17 protein-coding genes are annotated in these 20,145 nt (G+C 64.3%); 11 read left to right on the top strand and 6 right to left on the bottom strand.

Annotation, left to right across the window (positions count from 1 at the left end):
• The first annotated feature begins 170 nt into the window (after window positions 1–170).
• The 8 genes from NTH_RS05240 (at window position 171) to NTH_RS05205 (ending at window position 8,888) form a co-directional block, all read left to right on the top strand.
• Window positions 171–1,523, top strand: a complete 1,353-nt coding sequence (locus tag NTH_RS05240; protein ID WP_338529030.1) for an extracellular solute-binding protein — start codon at window positions 171–173, stop codon at window positions 1,521–1,523.
• Window positions 1,524–1,738: 215 nt separating this feature from the next.
• Window positions 1,739–2,650 carry a sugar ABC transporter permease gene (locus NTH_RS05235; RefSeq protein ID WP_338529029.1) on the top strand — a complete coding sequence of 304 codons (912 nt, stop codon included), beginning with the start codon at window positions 1,739–1,741 and terminating at the stop codon, window positions 2,648–2,650.
• Window positions 2,647–3,477 carry a carbohydrate ABC transporter permease gene (locus tag NTH_RS05230; protein WP_338529028.1) on the top strand — a complete coding sequence of 277 codons (831 nt, stop codon included), beginning with the start codon at window positions 2,647–2,649 and terminating at the stop codon, window positions 3,475–3,477. Before NTH_RS05235 ends, NTH_RS05230 begins: the two co-directional genes overlap by 4 nt.
• A gap of 4 nt (window positions 3,478–3,481) precedes the next feature.
• Window positions 3,482–4,591, top strand: a complete 1,110-nt coding sequence (locus NTH_RS05225; RefSeq protein ID WP_338529027.1) for an ABC transporter ATP-binding protein — start codon at window positions 3,482–3,484, stop codon at window positions 4,589–4,591.
• A 1-nt stretch (window position 4,592) separates the two neighbouring features.
• A complete protein-coding gene (locus NTH_RS05220) occupies window positions 4,593–5,990 on the top strand; it encodes a CehA/McbA family metallohydrolase (protein WP_338529026.1) in 1,398 nt (465 codons plus the stop codon).
• 9 nt (window positions 5,991–5,999) lie between these two features.
• Window positions 6,000–6,851, top strand: a complete 852-nt coding sequence (locus NTH_RS05215) for a sugar phosphate isomerase/epimerase family protein (protein WP_338529025.1) — start codon at window positions 6,000–6,002, stop codon at window positions 6,849–6,851.
• 11 nt (window positions 6,852–6,862) lie between these two features.
• Window positions 6,863–7,921, top strand: a complete 1,059-nt coding sequence (locus NTH_RS05210) for a Gfo/Idh/MocA family protein (protein ID WP_338529024.1) — start codon at window positions 6,863–6,865, stop codon at window positions 7,919–7,921.
• Window positions 7,922–8,024: 103 nt separating this feature from the next.
• Entirely contained in the window at window positions 8,025–8,888 is an 864-nt protein-coding gene (locus NTH_RS05205; protein WP_338529023.1) for an alpha/beta fold hydrolase, read from the top strand.
• Between the two features lie 71 nt (window positions 8,889–8,959).
• Here the strand turns inward: NTH_RS05205 and NTH_RS05200 are convergent, their stop codons facing one another.
• The 6 genes from NTH_RS05200 to NTH_RS05175 all read right to left on the bottom strand — a co-directional run bounded on the left by NTH_RS05200 (window position 8,960) and on the right by NTH_RS05175 (window position 15,498).
• A complete protein-coding gene (locus tag NTH_RS05200; protein ID WP_338529022.1) occupies window positions 8,960–9,817 on the bottom strand; it encodes a carbohydrate kinase family protein in 858 nt (285 codons plus the stop codon).
• Window positions 9,814–10,872, bottom strand: coding sequence for an ABC transporter ATP-binding protein (locus tag NTH_RS05195; RefSeq protein ID WP_338529021.1), 1,059 nt, complete (start codon window positions 10,870–10,872; stop codon window positions 9,814–9,816). The genes NTH_RS05200 and NTH_RS05195 overlap by 4 nt, the downstream gene beginning before the upstream one ends.
• Before the next feature lie 4 nt (window positions 10,873–10,876).
• A complete protein-coding gene (gene argH / locus NTH_RS05190) occupies window positions 10,877–12,364 on the bottom strand; it encodes an argininosuccinate lyase (protein ID WP_338529020.1) in 1,488 nt (495 codons plus the stop codon).
• A gap of 9 nt (window positions 12,365–12,373) precedes the next feature.
• Window positions 12,374–13,255: a carbohydrate ABC transporter permease gene (locus NTH_RS05185; RefSeq protein ID WP_338529019.1), complete on the bottom strand. Its 882-nt coding sequence runs from the start codon at window positions 13,253–13,255 to the stop codon at window positions 12,374–12,376.
• A 1-nt stretch (window position 13,256) separates the two neighbouring features.
• The gene (locus NTH_RS05180; RefSeq protein WP_338529018.1) at window positions 13,257–14,150 is read right to left on the bottom strand and encodes a carbohydrate ABC transporter permease; all 894 of its coding nucleotides are present in this window, start codon (window positions 14,148–14,150) and stop codon (window positions 13,257–13,259) included.
• A gap of 85 nt (window positions 14,151–14,235) precedes the next feature.
• Window positions 14,236–15,498, bottom strand: a complete 1,263-nt coding sequence (locus NTH_RS05175) for an extracellular solute-binding protein (RefSeq protein ID WP_338529017.1) — start codon at window positions 15,496–15,498, stop codon at window positions 14,236–14,238.
• Window positions 15,499–15,668: 170 nt separating this feature from the next.
• Between NTH_RS05175 and NTH_RS05170 the strand changes: the two genes are divergently transcribed.
• Genes NTH_RS05170 through NTH_RS05160 form a run of 3 tightly spaced genes read left to right on the top strand, consistent with a single transcriptional unit; the run spans window position 15,669 to window position 20,121 of the window.
• Window positions 15,669–16,865 (top strand): ROK family protein, encoded by a 1,197-nt coding sequence (locus tag NTH_RS05170; protein ID WP_338529016.1) that lies wholly within the window; start codon window positions 15,669–15,671, stop codon window positions 16,863–16,865.
• Between the two features lie 17 nt (window positions 16,866–16,882).
• Entirely contained in the window at window positions 16,883–19,237 is a 2,355-nt protein-coding gene (locus NTH_RS05165; RefSeq protein ID WP_338529015.1) for a PIG-L family deacetylase, read from the top strand.
• Window positions 19,234–20,121, top strand: coding sequence for a DMT family transporter (locus NTH_RS05160; RefSeq protein WP_338529014.1), 888 nt, complete (start codon window positions 19,234–19,236; stop codon window positions 20,119–20,121). The genes NTH_RS05165 and NTH_RS05160 overlap by 4 nt, the downstream gene beginning before the upstream one ends.
• Window positions 20,122–20,145 lie beyond the last annotated feature (24 nt).

The raw sequence follows: 20,145 nt of genomic DNA, 5'->3' as shown, positions 1-20,145 counted from the left end.
GGCCTTTTGATGAGTCACTGTCGTCATGAACGACTCAGTAGGATTGACGAGAAAATGAAATCGTGTTCACTTTCAGGCAGCCGGAAAATGCGAGTGCTTGCCCGGCATCGAAGCGGAGAGGCAGCGTTGCCGAAGCCGTTAGTACTGTCGCGAACGGGAGGAATATCGCGATGCGCATTCGTTCACATGCATTCTGGATGGGCCTTGCTGCGGCGACCGCGCTTGCCACGCCAGCCATGGCCGTCGATCTAACCATCACCTGCCGCTGCGTCGACGGCGGCGTGAACTCCGAACAGGCCAAATGGATCAAGGAAAGCGTCATTCCCGCCTTCACCGAGATGAAGGGCGGGGACGTGAATGTTACCTTGACCGAGTTCGCAGGCTCCGACGAGCAGCTTACGCAGCAGCTCGCATTGGACTTTTCCACGGGGGCGGGGCCGGACGTCGCCGGCTTCGACGGTTTTCTCATTCCGAGCTTCGTCGAGGGCGGGCTGCTGAAGCCGCTCGACGCGCTTGCGGGGGAGGCGGTTACGGGCTGGGAAGGCTGGAGCCATATCTCCGAGGGAGCCCAGGCGCTGATGTCCTATCAGGACAAGCCATACGGCATCGCCCTTGGCACCGACGTGCGCATGATCTTCGTGCGCGCCGACCTGTTACGGGATGCCGGCATCGACCCGGAAAGCTGGCAGCCGGCCTCTTGGGAAGAACTGCTGGAGACGGCGCGCACGCTCAAGGAGAAAAACCCGGACTCCTTCCCGCTGCAGCTCAATGCCGGCGTGCCGATGGGCGAGGCGACCACCATGCAGGGCTATTGGATGGCGCTGCTCGGCACGGGAGAGCACGTCACTGACGATCAGGGCCGCTACATCGTCGCGAGCCAGGACATCCTCGACACGCTCAACCTCTACAAGACCATCTATATCGACGAGAAGCTGGGCGATCAGCGGGCACAGCTTCTGGGCGACGGCCGCAATCGCACCTTCGCCAATTTCCGCGACGGCATCACGGCCATGCTGGTGGAGGGTGACTGGTTCTATCGCTCGGTCACCGCGCCGGGCTCGGAATTTGCGGTGGAGAACCGCGACGAAGTCATGACCTGGGCCAAGATGCCGGCAAAGGAGCCGGGTGCGGGCATCCGCGGCCAGGACTTCGTGACGATTTCCGGCGGCACGGGCTTCGTGCTCAACCCGAACACCGACGAGCCGGAACTCGCCTGGGAGTTGCTCGCCTTCATGAACAGCAAGGAACAGCTCAACGAGTTCCAGAAGTTCCAGCCGCGCATCCGCATCCGCGACGACGTGCCGATCCCGGACTCGCCCTTTCTGACGGAGACCTCGCAGGAACTCCTGCCGCTCACCACGGCGCGGCCGAACGATGCCGACTACAACGCCGTCTCGGCCGAGATCCAGCGCATGACCGAGGCTGTCGTGTCGGGCGAACTTTCGCCGGAAGAGGCGATGAAGCGCTACGGCGAAGCGGTGGTCCGGATCGTCGGCGAGGAAAACACGGTGAGCCTGCTCTAGGCTGAGCCTGCCTGCCGGGATGGGCGCGACCGCCGCGCATCCGTTCAAACGAACACATGATCCTCCCGCCTGGCCGGTGCCGGCGCGCGTCCGTCACGAAACGGACCGAACCGGCACCGGGCAGCGCGGAGGACAGGTGAGAACTGCAATGATCGCTGGTGGTCCATGCCTGAACGGTTCAAATCGCAAGACGATCGATGAAAACAGCGGTGGGTATGAGACCTTTTTCCCTTCTATCGCGGAGCGCCGGCGCGGCTTTCCTCACACCGGCGGGGCTGCTGATCGGCGCCTTCGTCATCGCGCCATTCTTCTGGGTCATCTACGTCTCCTTCACCAACCGAACGCTGCTCGGGCGCACGGCGCTCAATCCCGAGTTCATAGGGCTCGCCAATTATGTCTCGCTGTTCGATGCCGCCTCCTTCTTCACGCGCGGCGAGTTCGGTTTCTCGCTGATCCTCACCATCCAGTTCGTGCTCCTGTCGGCGCTGGCGGGCCAGGCCGCGCTTGGAATGCTGCTGGCCTGGATGCTGCAAACCGTGCCGAAGACGCTCAAGAGCCTGACGGAAATGGTGGTCATTGCGGCATGGATCCTGCCCGAAGTGGTGATCGCCTTCGCCTGGTTCGCCTTCCTGGACTACGATAACGGAACGCTGAACATGATCATGGAGGGGCTGGGCCTGCCAAAGGGCGACTGGCTCTTGAGCTTCCCCTTCTGGGTGATTGTCGTCTTCAACACCTGGCGCGGCACGGCCTTTTCCATGATGCTGTTCAACTCGGCCTTCTCCTCCATTCCGCCCAGCTATTTCCAGGCGGCGGATGTGGCTGGAGCCACGAGCTGGCAGAAGTTCCGCGATATCGGGCTGCCCTTGATCCGCGGCCACGTGGTGACCGACCTGATTCTCATCACCATGTGGACGTTCAACGTCTTCACGCCCTTCCTTTTGACCAATGGCGGCCCGTCCTACCGCACCGAGATCCTGCCCATCTACACCTACCGCGTGGCCTTCCGAGATTTCGAGTTCGGAAAGGGCGCTGCCGTGGGGGTGATCGTCATGCTGATCAATCTGGTCTTCGCGCTTTTCTACCTGTGGGTCACACGCAGGCGGGCCAGGGGAGTGGCGGCATGAGGCGGTATCTGAGCCTTTATTTCACCCGTATCGGCTTTTCCGTGCTGACGGCGCTGATCGGCGTCATCTTTGCGCTGCCGCTCATCTGGTTCATCTTCGCGCCGTTCAACCCGCGCGCCGAGCTCGGCCTTGCCATTCCGGACCCGTTTTCCTTCTCCAATTTCGAGACCGTGTTCGAAAACCGCTTCGCGCTTCGCGGGCTCTGGAACAGCCTGGTTCAGAGCGTTGGCGGGGTGATCCTCGTGGGCGTCGGCGCAACGCTGGCCTCCTATGCGCTGTCGCGCTCGCCGATCCCGGGCAAGAATGTCATCACCTATATCCTCCTCCTCTTCTCCTCCGTCGTCTCTGGCTCGGCGGCGATGGTGCCGATCTTCCTCATCGTCAACGGCATCGGCCTCATCGATACGCAGATCGCGGTGATCCTGGTCTTTGCCGGCGGCCTCCTGCCCACGGCCATGTTCATCCTGCGCGATTTCATCGACAGCATTCCCAAGAGCTATGAGGAAAGCGCCATGGTGGCGGGTGCGACACCCGTGCAGGCCTTTTTCGACGTGGCGCTGCCGGTTATCCGGCCGGGCGTTGTCGTGGTGGTGGTGTGGGCCTTCGTGAACATCTGGGGAAGCTTCCTCATCCCCTTCATTCTCCTGCGCTCCAGCGAAAAGATGCCGGCGGCGGTCGCCATCTATTCCTTCTATTCGGAAGCCGGCACGCCCATCGTCACGCTGCTGGCGGCCTACTCGCTGATCTATTCGCTCCCTGTCATCATCCTCTATTTGTTCGTGAGCTGGAAATTCGGCTTCCGGTTCTTCGGCGGCATCAAGGCTTGAACGCATGGCTTCAGTAAGGTTCGACGGCGTCACCAAGAAGTTCGGGGATTTCACCGCCGTCTCCGATCTCGACCTGGAAATGGGCGACGGCGAGTTCACCTGCCTGCTCGGCCCCTCGGGCTGCGGCAAGACGACGACGCTGCGCATGATCGCCGGGCTGGAGACGCCGACGAGCGGGCGCGTGCATATCGGGGAGCGCGACGTCACCTTCATGCACCCGAAGGACCGGAACATCTCCATGGTGTTCCAGGACTATGCGCTCTACCCGCACATGAACCTGGCCGACAACATCGCCTATCCGCTGAAGGTCCGCGGCGAGAACGAGGCAAAGCGCCACGCGCGCGCCCGCGAGGTGGCCGACGTCCTGAAGATCGGGCAACTCCTGGAGCGCATGCCGTCGCAGATTTCCGGCGGGCAGCAGCAGCGGACCTCGCTTGCGCGCGCGCTTGTCTATCCCTCCGACGTCTATCTCTTCGATGAGCCGCTTTCGAACCTCGACGCCAAGCTGCGGCTCGAGGCGCGCGGCTTTCTGAACCATCTCCAGCGCGATCTGGGCATGACCGCGGTCTATGTGACCCACGACCAGGCCGAGGCCATGGCACTTGCAACGCGCATCGCCGTGATGGACGCGGGAAAGGTAGTCCAGTACGCACCGCCGCTCGAGATCTATCGGAGGCCGGCCACAACCTTCGTCGCCAACTTCGTCGGCAACCCGCCCATGAACCTTCTGCCCGTCGATGCGACGATCGCCGATGGAGCCGTTCACCTGAAGGCGGAAGGCCTTTCGGCCGCGCCCCTGCCGGTAAGCCGGGCGGCGGCGAGAGCGCTGCAGGGCAACGGAAAGCTGACGCTGGGCGTGCGGCCAGAGCACCTGGCCGTGGCCGAAAGCGGCGAAAGGAACATGATTTCCGGCCAGCTCTTCGCAAACGAGAATATGGGACCGGAGACATTGGTGACGCTTGAACGCGAGGATGCCGTGCGCTTCACCGCCCGCATTTTCACCGACGATTCGCTGGCGCTCGACGGCAAGGTGACGCTCGGCTTCGCATCCGAACATGTGCACCTTTTCGACTCCAACGGGACAAGGCTCCCCCTCGACCGCGAGCAGGCCTGAGATGATGACGCGGAACCTGCACCTCACCCCGGCGGACAAGGCGCGTTCGCCCTACTTCCATGTGTCTTTCGAAGTGCCGGAGGGCACAACGCGCATCGACGTGGCGATGCGCTACGAGAGGACGGACGACTGCATCATCGATCTTGGCTGCGCCGATCCGCGCCTCGGCGATTTCCCGAGCGAGCATGGGTTTCGCGGCTGGAGCGGCGGGGCGCGCGACCGCTTCTTCATCGCCACGGACGATGCCACGCCGGGCTACGTCCATGGCGAGATGCCGGCGGGCACATGGCGCGTGATCCTGGGGCTCTACAAGGTGCCGGCCCGCGGAGTGGATGTCGAACTGGCATTCGAACTCGACGACGGCCCCCGTGCGCTCACGCCTCAGCCCGTGCGCCCGTTTCCGGTGAGAAAGGGGGCCGGCTGGTACAAGGGCGATCTGCATTGCCACACCTTCCATTCGGACGCCAAGGGCAGCCCGGAACTGCTGCATGCGGCGGCAAGGCAGGCGGGGCTCGATTTTCTCGCCGTCTCCGATCACAACACCATAACGCAGCGCCGCTATTCCCACGCGCACTCCTCGCCCGACCTCGTCTTCGTGCGGGCAATGGAGGTGACGACGGCAGAGGGCCACGCCAATGTCTTCGGCGTCGACGATTGGATCGATTTCCGCATGACCCGGCCTGACGACCCGCACGAGCTGGCGCGCATCGTGCACGCGAAGGGCGGGCTGCTCTCGGTCAACCACGACAAGCCGCCGATCCCTTGGAACTACGTCCTGCCCGAGATCGACTGCATGGAGGTCTGGCAGCAGGCCTGGCTCAGCCGCAACTGGATATCGCTCGAGCGCTATCAGCAACGGCTTGCCTCCGGCCTTCAATTGTCGGCGATCGGCGGCAGCGACTTTCACCAGCCGGACCGGCTGATGCCGGAAGGCCCCTTCGCGCTCGGCCGGCCGACGACGGTGCTGTGGCTGGAGGAGCTTTCGGAGGATGCCGTGCTGGCGGCGATGAAGGCGGGGCGGGGATACGTTACCGAGAGCCCGGCAGGCCCTCATCTTGTGCTCACGATCGGCGGTTCGCCGATGGGCTCGACCGTGTCCGGCGGACGGGCCGAGGCGCATGTGAAGGGCGCGGCGGGTGATATCCTCGCCTGGTTCGACGCAAGCGGGGAGATTGCCCGCATGCCGATCGACGAAGACGACCAGAGGCTGGTGCTCGAGGCACAACCGCGAGGCTTCCTGCGCTGCGAAGTGCTGGCCGACGCCAGCCACGCTTCACTCATCGAAGAGTTCCGCGCAGCGCTCGGCGAAGGTCCTCTGCCCTGGCGACTGACGGAGGGCGAGGTTGCGGCCGAGCCGCTGCGCCGCTCCGTCTCCAATCCTGTTTACAGCGCGCCGTAGGAGGCCGACATGCTTCTTTCCAATGCCCCGTGCTCCTGGGGCGTGTTCTACCCCGACACTCCGCGCGTGAGCGCCGAGCAATATCTGGATGAGGTCGCGGCTGCGGGCTTTCAAGGCACCGAGCTTGGCCCGTACGGCTTCCTGCCCACCGATCCCGCAGCGCTGCAAGACGCGCTCGCCGAGCGCGGTCTGAGCCTTGCCGGAGCGGTGCATGTGCATACCTTCTCCAATCCCGCCGGCGGACCGCAATTGCTTGCCGATGTCGAGAAGATCGGCCGGCTGCTGCATGCGCTTGGAACCCACCAGTTGGTGCTGATGGACGAGGGCAACGCCTACCCGCCGGACGCGGCCGGCCGGCTCGACGATGCGCAGTGGCGAGCCATGACGGTGATGCTGCGCGACGCGCAGGCGCTGCTCGACCGGCAGTTCGGCATCACGCTCACCTTCCATCCGCATGTGGCGACGGCCGTGGAGCTCGAGACGCAGATCGACCGCCTGCTTCAGGAAACCGACATCGATCTCTGCTTCGATACCGGCCACCACGCCTTCTGGAACCAGGATCCGCTCGGCTATATGGAAAAGGTCTGGGATCGCATCGGCTATATGCATCTGAAGAATGTCGACGCCGCGGTGCGGCAGCGCATGCTCGACGGGAATCTCGGTGTGCGCGAGGCCTTCGAGGCGGGGATCATGTGCCCGCTGCCGGACGGTGTCGTGGATATCGCCGCGGCGATGCGGATGCTCAAGGATCGCGGCTTCTCCGGGCCGGTCGTGGTGGAGCAGGACTATTTCGAGGCTTCCGGCGAGAGCCCGGCTGCGCTCGCAAGGCGCAATGCGGAATTTCTGAAACCGCTTCTTTAGGAGCTATGCCGATGCAGATTTCAGTCGGCCTGATCGGCCTGGGCGAGGTTGCGCAGCTCATGCACCTGCCGCTTCTGGCGGACGATCCGCGTTTCCGCATCGCCGGCGTCTGCGACGTCTCGCCGATGCTGGTCGAGGCGATGGGCAAGCGCTACGGCGCCACGCTTCGCACTACAGATGCGGAAGAGATCTTCGCCGCATCTGAAATTGACGCAGTCTTCATTCTCGCGCCGGACTATCTGCATTCCGAACTGCTCGGCCGGGCAATCGACGTGGGAAAGCACGCCTTCATCGAGAAGCCGGTATGCCTCACCCGCCGTGAGCTTCTGCCGCTCATCGAGCGCAACGGGTCCAATCCGAAAACCGTCTTCGTCGGCTATATGCGCCGCTATGCACGGCCGTTCCTGGCGCTGAAGGAGCGCCTGCCGGAGCTGAATGAAATCCGCCACGTGCGCGTCCGCGATCTCATTCGCGAATCCCGCTTCTTCATAGACCAGACGCGTCATGTCGTGCGCGCCACGGATATTCCCGAGACCGTCATCGAGGAAGGCCGGACGAGGACGCACATGCTCGTATGCGAGGCGATGGGCGAGCAACGTTCGGCGGCCGCGATACGGGCCTATCAGGTGCTGACCGGCCTCTCCTCGCACAGCTTTTCGGCCATGCGCGAGCTGCTTGGCCGGCCCAAGGGCGTCGCGGCAGCCCGGCAGACGGGCGGGGAGGCCGTCGTCGTGCTGTTCGACTACGGCCACTTCACCTGCGTCTATGAGGCGGTGATCCACGATGTGGCGCGTTTCGATGCAGGGATCGAGGTGCTGACACAGAACCGGCATTACCGGATCAATTACGACACGCCTTATATCCGCAACCTGCCGACGCGCCTCGAGATCACGAGCTCGACCGATAGGGAAACCGGAACGCAGATCATCGGCCCGTTCTACGAGGATTCCTTCCGGGTGGAGCTCGGGGCGTTCCACGAATGTGTGACGAAGGGCGCTCGCCCCAAGACCGACCTGGAGGATTCGCTTGCCGACCTGGAGCTCTTCGCGGAGGTGGGCCGGCACTTCTGATCATGGCTGGCGGCCTCAATGTTTCGATGCGATCCTGTCGGATTGCGGGAGGGCCGGTCGTCTTATCTTCAGTGGCCAAACGCACGAGACACAAGGAGAGATCATGTTCCGCACAATCCTTTTCGCTGGCATCCTGCTGATTGCCAGCCCCGCTATCGCCGAGGAGCAGCCGACGGGTGACCGCGTCGAAGTCAACGGCATGCAGATGTATTATGAGGTCTCGGGCCAGGGCGATCCGCTGATCGTCCTGCACGGCGCCTATATGAACATCCCGACCATGGGCGAGATTATCCCCAAGCTTGCCGAGACGCACAAGGTCTATGCGCTCGAGCTGCAGGGCCATGGCCGCACCACGGATATCGACCGGCCGATCACCTATCCCAACCTGGCCGACGACGTCGCGGCCTTCATGGACGCGGTAGGCTTGGAACAGGCCGACGTGTTCGGCTATTCCATGGGCGCGGCGGTGGGGCTGCAACTGGCCATCCGCCACCCGGAGAAGGTCGACCAACTCATCGCCGCCTCCGTCGCCTATGACAAGGAGGGCTGGCAGCCGGCGTTCAGGCAGTTCATCCCGCAGATGACGGTGGAGATGTTCCTCGATATGCCGTTCGCGGAAGACTATCGCGAACTCGCCCCCGATCCGGAAGGTTTTCCCGCGCTGGTGGAAAAGCTGATCGCGCTCGAACACGAGCCGATGGCCTGGGAGGAGGATGTGAAGGCGCTCGACACCCCGGTGCTCATCATCACCGGCGACGCCGACGTGAACACGCTGGAGCATGCGGTGGCAATGTTCCGCCTGCTCGGCGGCGGCGGCATGGGCGATATGGGCGAGCCGCTGCCCGAATCGCGCCTTGCCGTAATGCCGGCGACATCGCACACGGCCGTCATCGGCCAACCCGACCTGCTGCACGCCTTCATCGAGCCCTTCCTGAAGGGCGAAACGCCGAAGGGGATGTTCGAGTAGCGGCATCGTTGAGACGGCGGTCTTGGATCAGCCGGATTTCCAAAGCCGATTAGTCGGCAACAGTTAAGGTATCAACAGCCGCCGACGCGGGTGACGGCTTCGGCGCCGCAGGAATTGCCCGCTTGCAGGCAGCGCTCGAGCGGCAGGCCGGCGAGCCAGGCGTCGATGAAGCCGGCGTTGAACGCATCGCCCGCGCCGGTGGAATCGATCACCTCGACCGGATGCACCTTTGCGGAGACCGCGCCTTCGGCGCTGATGGCGACGGAACCTTCCGCGCCGCGTTTGATGACGGTCAAAGGCGCGGGCGGCGGCGGGGAAGATGCGACGCCCAGCCGGTCGGCCTCCGTCTCATTGGGCAGGAAAATGTCGACGGAGCCGATCAGGGCGGCGAGATCATCGCGGGCCAGAACCGCGTCGTCCCAAGAGCAGTCGAGCGAGATCGTCAGGCCGGCGGCACGCGCCAGCGGTACCAGCGAGGGCTGCTCGACAAGCGTCGCAAGCTCGCCGATATGCAGATGGCCGAAACGGCCGGTCGCGAGCGTTGCTGCAAAACCGGCGGGCACGGCGGGGCCGGAGCGGCGCGTCAGGAAGGCGCGCTCGTTGCCGGACGCCATGGCGACCGTGATCTGCGGTTCCAACATGTCGGGGGAAGGCGCCGACGTGGAAAGGTCGACGCCGCTAGCCTCGAGATCAGCCATCAGGGCGACGGCGAAAGGGCCGGACGGCAGCGCCGAGGCGAGCGATACGGGGCGGCCAAGGGCCGCCATGCAGGCGGCGGTGATGAAGGCGCCGCCGCCGGGCTTAACAGACAGGCCGCCGGCGAAAACCTCCTCACCCAGTGTCGGCATTTTCGGCAGTTCGGTGAAGATCAGATCGCAATAGAGCCTGCCGACGCAGATCACCCGTCCGAAACGGTCGGCTGGCGTCACGGCAGGGCCTCCCCGCTCCTGGCGTCGAACAGGTGCATTTCTCCCGCATCCGCGCTGAGCTCGACCGTCTGGCCCACCTTCGGCGGCTCGCGGCCCGATGCCTTGGCGATGACCTCGTGCCCGTTGACGCCGACATAGACGAGCGTGTCGGCGCCGAGCGGCTCAACGATGTTGACGGTGCCGGAGAACAGCCCCTTCTCCTTCGTCACGAGCAGGTCGTCCGGACGCAGGCCCAGCACCACGCCAGTGCCTTCGGAGGCCTTGCGGGCGGGAAGTTTCACGCCGACGCCGTCGGCGAACTGGACGCCGCCGCCGGTCCATGTGCCGGGCAGCATGTTCATCGATGGCGCGCCGATGAACTGGGCGACGAAGATGTTTGCGGGTCTGTGATAGACCTCGAGCGGCGTTCCGACCTGCTGGATGTAACCGTCCTTCATGATGACGATGCGGTCGGCCATGGTCATCGCCTCGACCTGGTCGTGGGTGACGAAGATGATGGTGTTGCCCACACGCTGGTGCAGCTTCTTGATCTCCAACCGCATCTGCGTGCGCAACTGCGCGTCCAGGTTCGACAGCGGCTCGTCGAACAGGAAGACGGCGGGATTGCGGACCATGGCGCGGCCGATGGCGACACGCTGGCGCTGGCCGCCGGAAAGCTGGTTCGGGCGGCGCTCCAAAAGGTCGGTCATGCCGAGGATGCCCGCCACCTCGTCGATGCGCTTCTGCTTGTCGGCCTTCGACATCTTCGAAGTCCTGAGCCCGAAGCCGATATTCTTCCTCACCGACATATGCGGATAGATGGCGTAGTTCTGGAACACCATGGCGATGTCGCGGTCCTTAGGCTCCAGATTGTTGACCAGCCGCCCGCCGATGTGGATTTCGCCGCCGGTAATATCTTCAAGGCCGGCGATCATGCGCAGCGTGGTTGACTTGCCGCAGCCGGACGGGCCGACAAAGACGACGAATTCGCCATCGGCGACGTCCAGGCTGATGCCGTGCAGCACTTCGACCTTGCCGTAGGCTTTCACTAGATTGCGGATGGACACGGTGGCCAAGGAACTACTCCTGGAGAAGGGCGCCGAAGGCGGCGTCGAGCGCGGCCTCGGCTCGGGCGGCGCGGGCAAGGCCTGCCGCCTGTTGTTCAGAAAGGCTGGTGAGGGACGCGCGGTAGGCGGCGAGCGCTTCGTCCATGGCCTGCGGGCCGGGGCCGCCGAAGCGCTCGCGCAGGGCGACGAAATGACGGGCGCTAACCGTTTCCGCATAGGCACTTTCGGTGAGCGTGCTGTCGCGACCGGAAAGATTGCGGAAGGCCTCGGCGAAGGCGGCATGACCTTCGCCCAGCGGTTTCCCGGCGGCGATGACGGCGCGCGCCGTAGCGGCGGCGATCTCATGGGCCTGACGGAACGACAGGTCCTCCGCGCGCACCAGCGTGTCGGCGAGCTCCGTCACCGTTATGCAGGCGGCATCGATGTTCTTTGCCACGCGGCCGGCATCGATGGTGACGGCGCCGATCAGGGCGGCGAGCAGGTCGAGCACCCGGCTGCCGCTCTCGAAGGCGGCATAGCCTGCCACCTGCACCTCGCCCTCGCTGTCGTTCATATCGGTGAAGGGCGTGTTGTGCATCGTGTTGACGATGGCATCGGCGCGCCCGCACGTCATGGAGGCCAGGTGCCGCAGATGCTCGATCGGCACCGGGTTGCGCTTCTGCGGCATGATGGAGGAGATCTGAACAAGGCTTGCTGGCACATGAAGCTGGCCGACCTCGAACGCCGACCAGAACTGCATGTCCTGGATCAACCGGCCGAGATGCAGGAAGGTGAGCTTCATTGCCGCATAGAAGCCGGTGACGTAGTCGACCGAGGCGATGCAGCCATAGGAATTGCGCAGGGGGCCGGCAAAGCCGAGCAACTTGGCCATGCGCTTGCGGTCAATCGGGAAACCGCTGGTGGTGATGGCGGCGGCACCCATCGGGCAGTGGTCGATATTGGCGCGGGCGGCCTGCAGGCGCTCGGTGTCGCGCAGGAGCACTTCTACAGCCGCCGCGAGATAGTGGCCGAAGGTGGAAGGTTGGGCCGGCTGGCCGTGCGTGTAGGCGACAATGAGCGTGTCGCGCTCGGCCTCGGCCTTGTCGATCAGGGCGGCGGCAAGCGTGCGAGCCTTGGCGATCAACGCATCGGCGTGGGCCTTCAGGACGAGCTTGAAGACCGTGTGGTCCATGTCGTTGCGCGAGCGCGCCGTATGCAGCATGCCGGCGATGTCCGGCCCGAGGCGCTTCTTCAGTTCCGCCTCGACGAGGAAGAAATAGTCCTCCACCTCGCCCGTATAGGTGAGGGAGGCGACATCGACGGTGTCGTCGATATCGACGAGCGCGGCGGCGATCCTGCGGCTCTTTTCCAGCGGCAGGATGCCGGTCTCGGTCAGCATGACGAGATGGGCGCGGTTGATGGCGCGGAAGGCGCCGACATAATGCGCCTTCACGCCTTCGAACAGCGGCGCAAGCACCGTGTCCTTGTAGACGGGGTGGGGAAATTTCTCGTCCATCGTCATTCCTTCAGATCACCCCTTTAGTCCGGCCATGACCACGCCGCGTATGATGAAGCGCTGGAAGATCAGGAAGACGAGCAGCGTCGGCAGCGTGGAGATCGCCGCGCCCGTCATGATCAGCTCCCAGGCCACGTCCACCTCGTCGCCGAAGCTCGATAGCCCGACGGGCAGCGTGTACATGTCGGCCGAGTTGGTGACGATCAGCGGCCAGATGAAGGCGGTCCAGTTGCCGAGGAAGACGAAGATGGCAAGCGCGGCGAGTGCCGGGCGCACCAGCGGCATGGCCACCTGCCACCAGATCTGGAATTCGTTCAACCCGTCGATGCGCGCCGCCTCCAGGAAGTCGTCCGGAACGGTCTCGAAGAACTGCTTCATCAGGAAGGTGCCGAAGGCGGTCATGACACCGGGAAACATGATGCCCCAGTAGGTGTCGAGCCAGCCGAAACTCTTGCTCATCAGGTACCAGGGAATGACCAGCATCTCGGTCGGGATCATCAGCGTCGACAAGATGGCGATGAAGACCAGGTAGCGGCCGGGAAACCTGAACTTGCACAACGCATAGCCCACCAGCGCGTCGAAGAAAACGGCCGAAGCCGTCGTCACGACGGAGATCACGAGCGAGTTGACGAACCAGCGGTAGAAGCGGCCGTCCTCGAGCACATAGGTGTAGTTTTCGAGGGTCGGTTCCTCGGGGATCAGGTTGAGATTGTAGACCTCGAAGGGGAACTTCAACGATGTGGAGATCATGAAGACGATCGGCATGACCATCAGCACGCCGCCACCGAAGAGCAGCAGCCAGCGGACGAGCTGACCGGCATTGCGGCGCGGCTGGCGCGATGAACCGGAAAACAGCGTGTCGGTGGAAGCCTTTATGGCAAGATCCTGGTTTGCCATGTCAGCGATCCTTGAGCAGTCGAAGCTGAAGCAGGCTGACGACCAGCAAGATGGTGAAGAGCACCACCGTCTGCGCGGCGGCATAGCCCATATTGAAGCCGTTGAAGGCAGTGTCGTAGATCAGGAGCACCAGCGGCTTGGTCGAATTCAGCGGGCCGCCGGGGTTGTTGGTGGTCATGTTGAAGACCTGGTCGAAGATGCGCAGGAAGCCGATCGACGAGAACACGACCAGGAACACGATGGTGGGCCGCAAAAGCGGAATTGTGATTTCCGTCAGCACCGTCCAGGTGGACACACCATCGATGCGCGCCGCCTCGTAATAGCTTTGCGGGATGGCACGCAGCCCGGCCATGAAAATGATGACCTGGAAACCGAGCCCGGCCCACACCGCGCAGGCAAGCACGGAGGGCAGGGCATTGGTGGTGGAGTTCAGGAACTGAATCTGGCCGAAGCCGAGGCTTGCCAGGAAATTGTTGAACACGCCGATCGGCACCGGCTGGTAGAACCAGCGCCAGACCCAGGCCATCGCCACCGCGCTCGTCATAAAAGGCAGAAAGTACAGGGCGCGGATCGTGCCGTGCATGAAGCGCACTTTGTCGAGGTGATAGGCGATGATGAAGGACAAGACCAGGCTGATCGGCGTGCCGAGGATCAGATACATGAAGGTGTTCTGGAAAACCTTCCAGAACACGGGATCGCTGAACAGCCTGTGGTAGTTTTCCAGGCCCACGAACGTGCGGTCGCTCAAGAGATTCCATTCCTGAAACGACAGGACGAAAGCGTTCGCCGTCGGGTAAAAGCGGATCACGACGTAAAAGATCACCGGCAGCGCCAGAAAAGCCCATGCCCAGACGATCTGCTTCTGCGATATGGAGAGAGTGCTGTAGAAGCGCATGGCCCCGTCCCGGTCAGCCCAGCCTTGGTCGGCCCAGTCTCAGTCCGCGATAGGCGCCCGGAATGGATCCAGGCGCCTTGCAGGCCTACTTCTTGTAATATTCGTCGAGGATCTTCTGTTCTTCCTCGGCTGCCTGGGCGACACTTTCTTCGACCGATTGCCCCTCAAATTCTATGCGCTGCATCATATCGACCATCACCTGTCTCTGTGCGCTTTCGTTGGCGAAGACGGTGGTCCTTGCGTAGTCCAGCCCCTTGATGAAGGGTCCATAGACCGGGTCGCTGATATTTTCTTCGGTCATTGCAGCGGAGGGTTTCGCCGGAAGCTCGCCGACGATCTCGATCCAGATCTGCATGGCCTCATCGGAGGTGAGGTACTCCATGAACTTCACCGATGCATCGAACTTCTCGCCCTCTGCCTTGGAGGTGATCGCGTTCACCCAGTAGGAGGCATAGTTGGATTTGGTGCCGTCGGGACCGGCGGGCAGTTCGGCCACGCCCCATTTGAGACCGCGTACATCCTCCAGCGCGCCGATGCGGAACGAGCCGTCGATATGCATGCCGGCGCGGCCTGCCTTGAAGGCGGCCTGCGGCTCGTCCATGAAGGCGGCCTTGGTGACGCCGTGCTTGGCCTGCAGGTCGTTGTAGAAGGTGAAGGCCTCAAGACCCGCCTCGTTGTTGTAGTTCACGGTCCTGTAGTTATCGACATAGGGCTCGCCGCCGAACTGAGGGATCAGCACCTCGCGGATCCAGTGATGGTCCTGCGCGGTCATGCCGGTGGTCAGGCCTACGGCGGTCAGATTGCCGGCGCCATCCTTCTGCGTGAGTTTCTTGGCGAATTCCACCAACTCGTCGAGATTAGCCGGCGGATTCTCGATGCCGGCGTCTGCGAACATGCGCTCGTTGTAGAACAGCGCAAGCGAACGCACGGCGGTGGGCAGCGCCCAATAGCTGTCGCCGATCCGCATGGCCTGCACCATGGGGAAGAACTCTTCCTCGATCTTCTCCGGCGGGAAGGTATCGGCCGGCAGCGGCTGGATGAGCTCAGCTTCGACATAGTCGTTCAGCCAGCCATAGAAGAGCTGCACCACATCCGGCCCCTGGCCGGCAGGAATCGCCGCCGCCACCTTGGTACGGTAGCTGTCGTAGGGGAAATGGGTCATCTTGACGGTGATGTCGGGATTGGCAGCCTCGAAATTCTCGATCAGCTTCTCCATCGCGTCGAGGCGCGCCTCGAAGAAATACTGCCAATATTCGATCTCGACAGCCGAGGCACTTGACGCGGCGGTCGTCAGCGCCGCTGTAGCGGCGCCCAGAATGAAGGTCCGGAACCTGCTGGTCTTCTTCATCAAACTCGCTCCCTTTTGAGCCGCAAGCCGCAGGCGCATTGCATGCACCCGTCTTTTCTCACCTGCGGTGGCATTCACCCTCTGTCCGGCTTTTTGGCTCCGGCAGAACGAACAAGGTTTAACTCAATCGAATTGAATATTCAAGTGAATTGAGTTAATAGGCAGGCATGATGATCACCAATCCACGCCGCATCGTTGGATCGAACGCTGAGCGCACCCGCCTTCACAACCGCCAGGTGGTACTCGGTCATGTGCGCGAGAAGCAGCCGATCGGTCGCGCCGAGATCGCCCGCATCTCGGGTCTTTCCACGCAGGCCGTCAGCAACATCATCGCCGAACTGGAGGAGGACGGACTGCTGCTGGAAGCCGGACGGCAGAGCGGCGGGCGTGGTCTGCCGGCGCTGCAATACCGGCTGAACGGCGACGGGGCGGCCGCCCTCGGCATCGAAGTCAGGCCCGACGCCATGTTCGGCGCGCTGGTTAACCTTGAAGGCGAGACGCTGTTCACGACGCGCGAGGCGCTTGCCGGCAATTCGCCGGCAACCGTGGCGGCGGTGGCGCGCAAGATACGTGGCGAGGCGCTTGCGGCACGGCTGATGTCGGACCAGCGGATCCTGGGGGCGGGCGTGGTGATGCCCGGGCCGTTCGGCAATGTCGGCATTTCGGGCGCCGGCCAATCGGCATTGCAGGGGTGGGAAGACACCAACGCGACGGCCCTGTTCGAGGACGCGCTCCACATGGCGGTGATCGTCGAAAACGATGCGACGGCGGCCGCCGTGGCCGAGCGCGTTCGCGGCGTGGCCTCCGATCTCAGGACGTTCTGCTTCATCTATTTCGGCGCCGGCCTTGGTCTCGGTGTCGTGGCCGATGGCGAAGTGCAGCGCGGCACGTTCGGCAATGCCGGCGAAATCGGCCATGTGGTGATGACGCCCGGCGGACGGCAGTGTGCCTGCGGCAACAAGGGGTGCCTGGAAACTTATGCCAGCCGCATCGCGGCGCAGGCTGAGCTTGCCAAGGCCGGCATCGAGGTCGGCAGCGCCAGCGACATTGAACGCCTCTATCAGGAGCGCAACCCGGAGCTGATGGCCTGGCTCGACGTGGCGGCGGGGCCGCTGTCGCAGGCGATCGGCATGATCGAGAACCTATTCGATCCCGAAACGGTGATCCTCGGCGGGGCGATGCCGGATGCCGTGCTCGACCATCTGATTTCCATACTCACCCTGCCGGGCGGCTCGGTTGCCGTCCGCCCGGACCGCAAGACGCCGCGCGTCCTGCGCGGGGCGAGCGGCCGCCTGACTGCCGCCCTCGGCGGGGCGGCCCTCGTCATTCACGACACGATCACCCCGCGCATAACCGCAAAAACCTGACAGTCCCGGAGGTTCCAATGCCCGTTTCCGATCAGGAGCGCATCGCCGCCCAAGCGCGCAGCCCGCGCATCGTCCGCCTGTGGCGCGCCCTGGCCCCGCTCAGATCCTGCGTCTCCTTCATGAGCACGGGCGCGCATCCGGATGACGAGACCTCTGAGATGCTGGCGGCGCTCGCCTTCCGCGACGGTCTGCTGCTCTCCTATGCCTGCGCCAATCGCGGCGAAGGTGGGCAGAACGACATCGGCACGGAGGTGACGCACGATCTCGGCGTCGTCCGCACCGCCGAGATGGAGGGGGCCGCCGATGTGCTCAGTCTCAATCTCTATTGGCTGTCGGAAACGCCGCAGGACGCGATCTTCGATTTCGGCTTTTCCAAGAGTGGCACGGAAACGCTGGGCAAATGGGGGCGCGAGCGGACGCTGAAGCGTTTTGTCGAGATCGTTCGCGCGGAGCGGCCCGACATCATCTGCCCGACCTTCCTGAATATTCCCGGCCAGCACGGTCATCACCGCGCCATGACGGAACTGGCGCATGAGGTTGTGAGCGCGGCGGCCGATCCAGGCTTCCCCGATGTCGGACTGCCTGCGTGGCAGGTGAAAAAGCTCTACCTGCCGGCATGGTCGGGCGCCGGCGACGCCTATGACGACGACCTGCCGCCGCCCAAAGCCACGCTGACGGTGAAGGCCACGGGCGAGGATCCGGTGACGGGCTGGAGCTGGGCACAGATCGGCCAGCAGTCGCGCGCGTTTCACCGGACGCAGGGCATGGGGCGCTGGGTACCGCATGGTGCGCCGAACGACTGGCCGCTGCATCTGGTCCGCTCCGAGGTGCCCGGCCCGGACAATCATCTGACCGACGGCCTGCCGGCGACGCTGTCCGACCTTGCCGCCTTTGCCGGCGCGCCTGAGATCGAGGGGCATCTCGCCACCGCGCAGGCAGAATGCGATGCCGCGATCGCCGCATTTCCCGAGGCCGAGCGCATTGCCCGTCATGCGGCCGCCGCGCTGAAGGCGGTGCGCGCAGCGCGCGAGGCCTGCCCGCAGCATGCGCGTGACGAGGTGCAGCACCGGCTGGTGGCCAAGGAGCTGCAGCTTTCCCACGTGATGCGGATTGCCTGCGGTGTGGAACTACGCGCGGCACTGGCAAAAGATGCATTGCGGCCGGGCGAGGGTGCGGCACTGATTGTCGAGACGGCGGGCGCCGTGGCGGAAGCCTCTCCCGTTTTGCCAAGGGGATGGCACTTTACCGATGGCACGGTGCGCGTGCCGGAGGACGCGGAACCGTCGGATCCCTATCCGGCGCAATACAGCCCGGCCAGGGCGCGGCTGCCGGCGATGCGGGTCGGCGTGACGGTGGACGGCGTCTCGGCCGAAACGCTGCTGCCGCTGGAGGCGGCCCCCCTGGTGCTGCCGGCGCGCTCGGCCACTCTTGCTCCGGACCGGGCATTGATCAATATCGCCACTCAGAGCCGCGATATCGACGTGAGGATCGCCGATGCCTTTCCGGCGGAGGCGAAACCCTCGCTCGACCTGCCGGCCGGCTGGAGCGGCGAAGCCACGACAGGCGGGTTCCGCGTAACGGCGCCGGACGACGTGGCCCCCGGCCTCTACAGGCTGCCGCTCAGGCTCGACGGGAAGGCGGCGATGACGGTGCACCGCTTCTCCTATCCCCATATCGGCGCGCGGGCGCGGGCCTTCGCGGCGGAGCTTTCCGTGCGCGTTCTGGACGTGGCGCTGCCAGAAGCGCGGATCGGCTATGTGGGCGGCGGCAACGACCGCGTCGGCCGGTGGCTGAGGACGCTCGGGCTCGACGTGACGGATTTGGCCGACGGCGCACTTACGGCGGAAGGGCTTGCGGATTTCGACACGCTGGTGGTGGGTATTTTCGCCATGCGCACGCGCCCCGCCCTGAGGGCGGCAATGCCGCTCGTCCGTGACTGGGTCGAGGCGGGCGGCAATCTCGTGACGCTCTACCACCGGCCATGGGACGCCTGGGATCCGGAGGCCGTGCCGCCGCGCCGGCTGGAGATCGGAAAGCCGTCGCTGCGCTGGCGCGTGACGGACGAAAACGCCGAGGTCACGCACCTTCTGCCAGAGCACCCGCTGCTCAATGCACCGAACCGCATCACCGGGGAAGACTGGAAGGATTGGCACAAGGAGCGCGGCCTCTATTTCGCCAAGAGCTGGGACGCGGCCTATGAACCGCTGCTCTCCATGGCCGACCCGAACGAGGAGGCGCACAAGGGCGCGCTGCTTTCGGCAATGATCGGCAGGGGGCGGCACAGCCACGTGGCGCTGATCCTGCACCACCAGATGGAGAAGCTGGTGCCGGGCGGCTTCCGCCTGATGGCCAATCTCCTGGCAAGGCCGTGAGTCAGGGCGCCTCGGCGAAGGACAATTTCCGCGCCGGTCTATGGCTGATGGCGGATATGGGCCTGAACATCTGGGCCATATCCATCGTCAAGGCGCTGGGGGCGGGCTATCCCGCGTGGCAGATCGTTTTCCTGCGCGCGCTCACGGGCCTTGTGCTGATCCTGCCGTGGCTCGTTCGCCAGCGCCATGTGCTTGCGCGAATCGACCGGGTCGCCTTGCATCTTTTCCGCGTCGCGCTCTCGGCCGCCGCGCTGACCGGCGGCTTCTACGCAGTGGCGCATCTACCGCTCGCCTTCTACATGACCATGAATTTCACGCGGCCGGTGGTGCTGGTGGCGCTTTCGGCGCTGGTCCTGCGCGAGACGGTTTCCGGCGCGCGCTGGTTCGCGGCCGGGCTGGGGCTGGTCGGCGCCTTTATCGCGGCAAGTCCGGGTAACGTGCCATGGACGCCGGCGCTGCTGGCGGCGCTCGTGGCGGTCCTCGCCGGCACGGGAGCGATTATCGTCACGCGGCAGCTGAAGGGCACGCCGCCTGTGGTGATGATGCTGTTCTACACGGGCGGGCTGGCGCTGATAACCTCCTGGCCGGCGCTTTCGGGCTGGCAGCCGGTGGCGGCAGGGCACTGGCCGTTCCTGCTGGCCGTCGGGGTCTTTTCGCAGGCCGCGCAATTCTGCTTCCTGCGCGCCCACTGGCTGGGCGACGCAGGCTTTCTGGGGCCGCTCGGCTATTCCAGCCTGATCTTGTCGGGTCTTGTGGGGTATGTCTTCTTTTCCGAAATACCGAGCCTCAATACGGTCATCGGCGCGGCGATCATCGTTTCGGCAACCGCCTTTCTGACCTACCGCACGGCGCGCCTCAGAACCCACGCAGCCTCTGCAAACTGAGCCGATCCGCAGGCTTTTGATCCG

It is taken from the genome of Nitratireductor thuwali, assembly GCF_036621415.1.
Classification (GTDB): Bacteria; Pseudomonadota; Alphaproteobacteria; order Rhizobiales; family Rhizobiaceae; genus Chelativorans; species Chelativorans thuwali.
Note: the sequence above shows the minus strand (reverse complement) of the source record. Positions and strands in the feature narration are given on the sequence as shown.

What these genes read in the sequence shown, in the direction of transcription:
- NTH_RS05240 (WP_338529030.1), top strand. Translation starts at nt 171, where the DNA reads ATGCGCATTCGTTCACATGCATTCTGGATGGGCCTTGCTGCGGCGACC.
- NTH_RS05235 (WP_338529029.1), top strand. Translation starts at nt 1,739, where the DNA reads ATGAGACCTTTTTCCCTTCTATCGCGGAGCGCCGGCGCGGCTTTCCTC.
- NTH_RS05230 (WP_338529028.1), top strand. Translation starts at nt 2,647, where the DNA reads ATGAGGCGGTATCTGAGCCTTTATTTCACCCGTATCGGCTTTTCCGTG.
- NTH_RS05225 (WP_338529027.1), top strand. Translation starts at nt 3,482, where the DNA reads ATGGCTTCAGTAAGGTTCGACGGCGTCACCAAGAAGTTCGGGGATTTC.
- NTH_RS05220 (WP_338529026.1), top strand. Translation starts at nt 4,593, where the DNA reads ATGATGACGCGGAACCTGCACCTCACCCCGGCGGACAAGGCGCGTTCG.
- NTH_RS05215 (WP_338529025.1), top strand. Translation starts at nt 6,000, where the DNA reads ATGCTTCTTTCCAATGCCCCGTGCTCCTGGGGCGTGTTCTACCCCGAC.
- NTH_RS05210 (WP_338529024.1), top strand. Translation starts at nt 6,863, where the DNA reads ATGCAGATTTCAGTCGGCCTGATCGGCCTGGGCGAGGTTGCGCAGCTC.
- NTH_RS05205 (WP_338529023.1), top strand. Translation starts at nt 8,025, where the DNA reads ATGTTCCGCACAATCCTTTTCGCTGGCATCCTGCTGATTGCCAGCCCC.
- argH (WP_338529020.1), bottom strand. Translation starts at nt 12,364, where the DNA reads ATGACGATGGACGAGAAATTTCCCCACCCCGTCTACAAGGACACGGTG.
- NTH_RS05185 (WP_338529019.1), bottom strand. Translation starts at nt 13,255, where the DNA reads ATGGCAAACCAGGATCTTGCCATAAAGGCTTCCACCGACACGCTGTTT.
- NTH_RS05180 (WP_338529018.1), bottom strand. Translation starts at nt 14,150, where the DNA reads ATGCGCTTCTACAGCACTCTCTCCATATCGCAGAAGCAGATCGTCTGG.
- NTH_RS05175 (WP_338529017.1), bottom strand. Translation starts at nt 15,498, where the DNA reads ATGAAGAAGACCAGCAGGTTCCGGACCTTCATTCTGGGCGCCGCTACA.
- NTH_RS05170 (WP_338529016.1), top strand. Translation starts at nt 15,669, where the DNA reads ATGATCACCAATCCACGCCGCATCGTTGGATCGAACGCTGAGCGCACC.
- NTH_RS05165 (WP_338529015.1), top strand. Translation starts at nt 16,883, where the DNA reads ATGCCCGTTTCCGATCAGGAGCGCATCGCCGCCCAAGCGCGCAGCCCG.